The organism is Oleiphilus sp. HI0117 (assembly GCF_001635235.1).
On sequence record NZ_LWGA01000684.1, the window covers coordinates 1 to 6019 of the forward strand.

Below are 6019 nucleotides of genomic sequence, written 5' to 3' on the forward strand. Positions count from 1 at the left end.
ACATTAAAGGAACATTGATCTTATAATGAATAAGGAACAACTGAATCTACTCGAAACACTGGAGAACAAAGGCGATTACGAACAACTAATTACGAATATTAGATTGATTCTACAAAGCGACCGTAAAAACTATGCGCACCCTTATATTAAGCGCTGGTGCGGCATTCGATGGAGAAATATATTTCTAACCGAAGCACTTCAAGACAATATTGCTTTAAAAAAAGCAGATAAAACCAAACTACTTGGCCGCAAAGACAAGCGACCAAACAAACAAAAACTTGCAGAACAGTTTTTGAGGGGCGATGAAATACGGGAATGGAAACTGGAAATCCCCGAATTTAAGAGCACAAATAGAGTTCGTAATACTACGCTAATATTCTCACCCGGTCTGTTGAATGGCATGTTGCCTGTTAGGGCTTTTCAAAACGCCTTCCCTAAAATCCAGGACGAGCTCGGTATAAGGATTATACGAGCAGACAATCACCCTATGCGCGGTTGCAGCTCTAATATTGATGACTTGATCGCCGCGATTGACCACGGTGCCGGATTAGCAGCTGACACAACAACAATCCCACCGTCCGAACAAAAGACACCCGGAGATATATTTTTAATTGGTTACAGCAAAGGTGCTCCCGATATCTACGAACTGCTCGCGCAGCGCCCCGATTTAAAAAACAAAATTCGCTGTATCTATAATTGGGGAGGAGCCATCGGTGGCTCCTATTTAGCGGATGACATATATAACTCGATTAAGAACCTAGACATCCCTAAAGTTGAAAAAGCATTAGCAAGCTTCTTATCGCTCATTTCACCCGCAATAAACCTCAAATCTGGCACGTTTAGACGTATGGATGAATACAATGTAAAAGAGGCGGTATATGATCTGACAACTAAAGCGCGAATGTCCTTCCTAGATCAGAATAGAGAATTATTTGATTCTTTAGACATCCCTATTTTTAACATCACGGGTTCGACAACAGCGCTGGAAGTACCTTATTTTCAAATGCAGGGCGTAATGGAGTTAAACAAATACGACGCTCATAATGATATGCAGCTTACCCAAGCTCAAGCAAAAATAAAGACCGGCATGTCAGCAGATCTAGCCATGTTAAACGCACATCATTGGGATATGTCCTACGATGCATTCCCTAAACTAATGAGATTTGGGTCACCAAACCTAGACCATCCCTTTCCGAAAGAGGCTGCCCTAAAAGCCATGATTAAGCTAGCTATTGAATTAGGCTTAATAGATTAGTAACTAACCAGGAAGGCAAAGGCTGAAGTCAATGCTAACCTCAGCCTTTTTAAAAGATGATCAAGATTAAACGTGAAGCACTTCATCAATTTCATACTCAACGATTCCGCTAGGCACCTGAACGCCTACGGTATCACCTTCTTCTTTACCAATAATCGCTCGAGCGATTGGTGAAGAAATAGAGATTTTGCCTGCCTTGATATCAGCCTCATCATCACCAACAATGTGATAACGAACTTCTTCATCCGTATCGATATTGATCAATGAAACCGTGGTACCAAAAATAACTTTTCCTGTATGAGGGATAGACTTAACATCGATAATCTGGGAGTTTGAAAGCTTACCTTCCAGCTCCTGAATTCGACCTTCTATAAAGCCTTGCTGCTCTCTCGCTGCATGATATTCAGCATTTTCTTTTAGATCACCGTGCTCACGCGCATCGGCAATCGCTTCGATAACCTGTGGGCGCTTTACAGTTTTCAATTCTACTAATTCTTCTTGAAGGGCTTTTTCGCCTTCAACAGTCATTGGAATTCGATTCATCTTCCTTCCTTTATTCTTTTACCATATTTAGTGAGAGCTCTTCTTTCAGTCACGCTTATACTCATCATCAACAAGCAATTAATTCGAGTTATCAAAAAAGAGCCATCTGTATAAACAGCTGAAAAAAATAACCCGAAGCATTAGCTCCGGGTTATAAAATAAACGAGTTTTCTAGTGTAAGTCTTGAAGTCTACGTACGTGCTTCTCAGCACCAAAACGAATAGCTCGTGCAGTTGCATCACCACCAGCAAGAGTCGTACTGTAAGCAATCTTCTTCTGCAAAGCAGATTGTCTGATTTGAGCAGAGTCTGCGATGGCTCGTCTACCTTCAGTAGTATTAACAATCAGGTCAATATCGCCATTCTTAATGGCATCAACAACATGCGGACGACCTTCTTGAACCTTATTAATAGACTCAACTTCCAAGCCTGCCTCTGCTAGCGCTTTCGCAGTACCGGAGGTTGCGACCAAAGCGAAACCAATTTCGTTAAGCAGGCGTGCCACTTCAATTACGCCTTCCTTATCAACTTCTCTCACGCTCAAGAACGCCTTACCGCCGCTCGGCAATACACCACCTGCAGCAATAACTCCTTTAGCAAAGGCTTCATCGAAGGTATCACCGATACCCATAACTTCACCCGTTGACTTCATTTCAGGGCCAAGGATCGGGTCAACAGATGGGAACTTGTTGAACGGGAAAACAGACTCTTTGACACTGAAGTGCTTAGGCACCACTTCCTCGGTAAAGCCCGCCTCTGCCAGGGTTTTACCTGCCATACAACGTGCAGCAACCTTCGCCAATGAAGTGCCAATAGCTTTAGAAACAAACGGTACTGTACGTGATGCTCGAGGGTTAACCTCGATCACGTAAATCAAACCATCCTGATAAGCCAACTGGACGTTCATCAAACCTACAACACCAAGTTCTAGACCCATAGCTTTAACGACTTCCTTCATCTCTTCCTGAACTTCTTGAGACAAGGTATATGGAGGCAATGAACAAGCCGAGTCACCCGAGTGTACACCCGCCTGCTCGATATGCTGCATGATTGAACCAATCACGACATCTTTACCATCACTAATGGCATCAATATCAACCTCAATCGCCGCGTTCAAGAAGTGGTCTAGCAAGACAGGGCTGTCGTTAGATACGCTAACCGCCTCCTTCATGTACTTAACTAGCTCAGCTTCGTTATAGACGATCTCCATTGCACGCCCGCCCAATACATAAGATGGACGAACAACTAGCGGATAACCGATTTCAGTCGCTTTAGTAATCGCTTCTTCATGGCTTCGAACCGTGGCATTTTCTGGCTGACGTAAGCCCAAGCGCTCAATCATTTGCTGGAAGCGCTCACGATCTTCTGCACGGTCGATTGCATCTGGGCTAGTACCAATAATTGGCACTCCAGCTTCTTCTAAACCACGCGCAAGCTTAAGTGGCGTCTGACCGCCATAATGCACAATCACGCCCTTTGGCTTCTCTAGCTGAACGATTTCTAATACGTCTTCCAGGGTAATTGACTCAAAGTACAAACGGTCTGAAGTATCGTAATCCGTTGAAACCGTCTCTGGGTTACAGTTGATCATGATGGTCTCGTAACCGTCTTCACGCATGGCAAAGGCAGCATGAACACAGCAGTAATCGAACTCAATACCCTGGCCAATACGGTTAGGGCCACCACCGATAACAATGATCTTTTCTTTGTCAGTAACCTGAGACTCACACTCTTCTTCATAGGTTGAGTACATGTAAGCCGTGTTCGATGAGAATTCTGCAGCACAGGTATCAACACGCTTATAGACAGGGCGAATATCGAAGCCCTGACGTAGCGTACGCAATTCTTTCTCGGTAATACCAAGTAGCTCTGCCAAACGGTGATCAGCAAAACCCTTACGCTTAAGACGAAGCATCGCTTCAGCAGTCATGTCTGTGCGTGTCATATTCGATACAACACACTCTTCTTCAATCAAATCTTCAATCTGAACCAGGAACCAAGGGTCGATGCCGCTTAGCTTGTAAATTTCATCAACCGACATGCCAGAACGGAAAGCATCACCGACATACCAGATACGCTCGGCACTCGGGTTACGAAGCTCTCGAATCATCTCTGATTTAGCATCTTCAGAAGCCAGATCCAATTTCGGCTCGAAGCCGTAAGAACCGACTTCCAAACCACGTAAAGCTTTCTGTAGCGATTCCTGGAAGGTTCGGCCAATAGACATAACCTCACCTACCGACTTCATCTGTGTCGTTAGAATCGGATCTGCCTGAGGGAACTTCTCGAAGGTAAAACGAGGAATCTTAGTGACAACATAATCGATTGATGGCTCGAATGAAGCCGGCGTTACGCCACCTGTAATATCATTCTGCAACTCATCCAGGGTATAACCAATCGCCAATTTAGCGGCAACTTTGGCAATCGGGAAACCGGTTGCTTTAGACGCCAAAGCAGATGAACGCGATACACGCGGGTTCATCTCGATAACCACCATACGGCCATCTTTCGGGTTCATACCAAACTGGACGTTTGAGCCACCAGTTTCAACACCAATCTCACGCAGTACTGCCAAAGAGGCATTACGCATTATTTGATATTCTTTATCGGTCAGCGTTTGTGCCGGTGCAACGGTAATCGAGTCACCGGTGTGAACACCCATCGCGTCAAAGTTTTCGATAGAACAGATAATGATACAGTTGTCGTTCTTGTCACGAACAACTTCCATTTCATATTCTTTCCAACCAATCAGGGACTCATCAATCAAAAGCTCGTTCGTGGGTGACAGGTCCAAACCACGCTCACAAATCTCTACGAACTCTTCTTTGTTATAAGCGATACCGCCACCACTTCCACCCATGGTGAAAGAAGGTCGAATAATACAAGGGAAGCCTAAAGAGTCTTGCACCTGAAGCGCTTCTTCCATGCTATGAGCAATCGCAGAACGCGGTGTTTCAAGGCCGATTGCCTTCATTGCTTTATCAAAGCGCTCACGATCTTCCGCTTTGTCGATGGTATCAGCATTCGCTCCAACCATTTCAACGTTGTACTTATCAAGCACACCTTCGCGCTCTAGGTCCAATGCACAGTTCAATGCAGTCTGACCACCCATTGTTGGCAACAACACGTCAGGGCGCTCTTTCTCGATAATCTTTTCAACTGTCTGCCAGGTAATCGGCTCGATATAAGTCGCATCGGCCATTGCAGGATCAGTCATAATGGTTGCCGGGTTAGAGTTAACCAAGATAACTCGATAACCCTCTTCGCGAAGCGCTTTACACGCTTGAGCACCTGAATAGTCAAACTCACAGGCCTGCCCGATGACGATAGGGCCGGCGCCTAGTATTAGAATACTCTTTATGTCGGTACGCTTTGGCATTTAATTCTTTCCGTTCTCTAAGAGTTAGGTTGTAAATAGCTAAGGTGCTCACTCACAACAAAATAGGTTCACTTTCAGCAAGTATTTTGCTGACTAAACAACAGTACTAATTACTTAGCACGAGCTCTCATCGTATCGATGAAGCGGTCAAACAAAGGCGCGACATCATGCGGGCCCGGGCTCGCTTCGGGATGGCCCTGGAAACTAAACGCTGGAGTATCCGTGCGTTCAATACCTTGTAAGGAACCATCAAATAGAGACTTATGTGTTGCTTTTAGACAATCTGGTAGTGAACTCTCGTCCACTGCAAAACCGTGGTTCTGACTGGTAATCATCACAGTTTTGTCTTCTAGATTCTGTACCGGATGGTTCGCACCGTGGTGACCAAACTTCATCTTTTCAGTCTTCGCGCCACTCGCTAGCGCAAGTAGCTGGTGACCTAAGCAAATGCCGAATACCGGAACCTTGGTTTCCAGTATGTCTTTGATTGCTGCAATCGCATAATCACATGGCTCTGGATCGCCCGGGCCGTTAGATAGAAACACTCCGTCAGGTGACATAGCCAGTACATCCGCAGCAGGCGTTTTCGCTGGAACAACTGTTAGTTTACAACCACGCTCCGCGAGCATTCTTAGAATGTTATTCTTAACACCAAAGTCATAAGCCACAACATGGAATTCTGTTTCGCTTTGCTCGCCATACCCGTCAGTTAGTGACCACTCAGCTTCTGTCCAAGAGGCCTGTTCAGTGCGTGTCACCTCTTTCGCCAAGTCCATACCTTTTAGACCAGGGAACGACTTCGCAGCGGCTAGCGCCTTTTCTTCACTAATGTCATCACCAGCG

General features: G+C 45.3%; 4 protein-coding genes. 1 reads left to right on the forward strand and 3 read right to left on the reverse strand.

The window, feature by feature from the left end:
- Positions 1-25 precede the first annotated feature (25 nt).
- A complete protein-coding gene (locus tag A3757_RS09570) occupies positions 26-1255 on the forward strand; it encodes a hypothetical protein (RefSeq protein ID WP_068508950.1) in 1230 nt (409 codons plus the stop codon).
- A 66-nt stretch (positions 1256-1321) separates the two neighbouring features.
- Here A3757_RS09570 and greA read toward each other — a convergent pair whose 3' ends face one another.
- From greA to A3757_RS09585, 3 genes are all read right to left on the reverse strand, one after another.
- The gene (gene greA, locus A3757_RS09575; RefSeq protein WP_068508948.1) at positions 1322-1798 is read right to left on the reverse strand and encodes a transcription elongation factor GreA; all 477 of its coding nucleotides are present in this window, start codon (positions 1796-1798) and stop codon (positions 1322-1324) included.
- Between the two features lie 171 nt (positions 1799-1969).
- Positions 1970-5176, reverse strand: coding sequence for a carbamoyl-phosphate synthase large subunit (gene carB / locus A3757_RS09580; protein WP_068508947.1), 3207 nt, complete (start codon positions 5174-5176; stop codon positions 1970-1972).
- A gap of 110 nt (positions 5177-5286) precedes the next feature.
- A partial coding sequence (locus A3757_RS09585) for a carbamoyl phosphate synthase small subunit (protein ID WP_082872089.1) occupies positions 5287-6019 on the reverse strand: 733 nt, incomplete at its 5' end.

Coding starts and splice junctions, on each gene's coding strand:
- A3757_RS09570 (WP_068508950.1), top strand. CDS start 26: ATGAATAAGGAACAACTGAATCTACTCGAAACACTGGAGAACAAAGGC.
- greA (WP_068508948.1), bottom strand. CDS start 1,798: ATGAATCGAATTCCAATGACTGTTGAAGGCGAAAAAGCCCTTCAAGAA.
- carB (WP_068508947.1), bottom strand. CDS start 5,176: ATGCCAAAGCGTACCGACATAAAGAGTATTCTAATACTAGGCGCCGGC.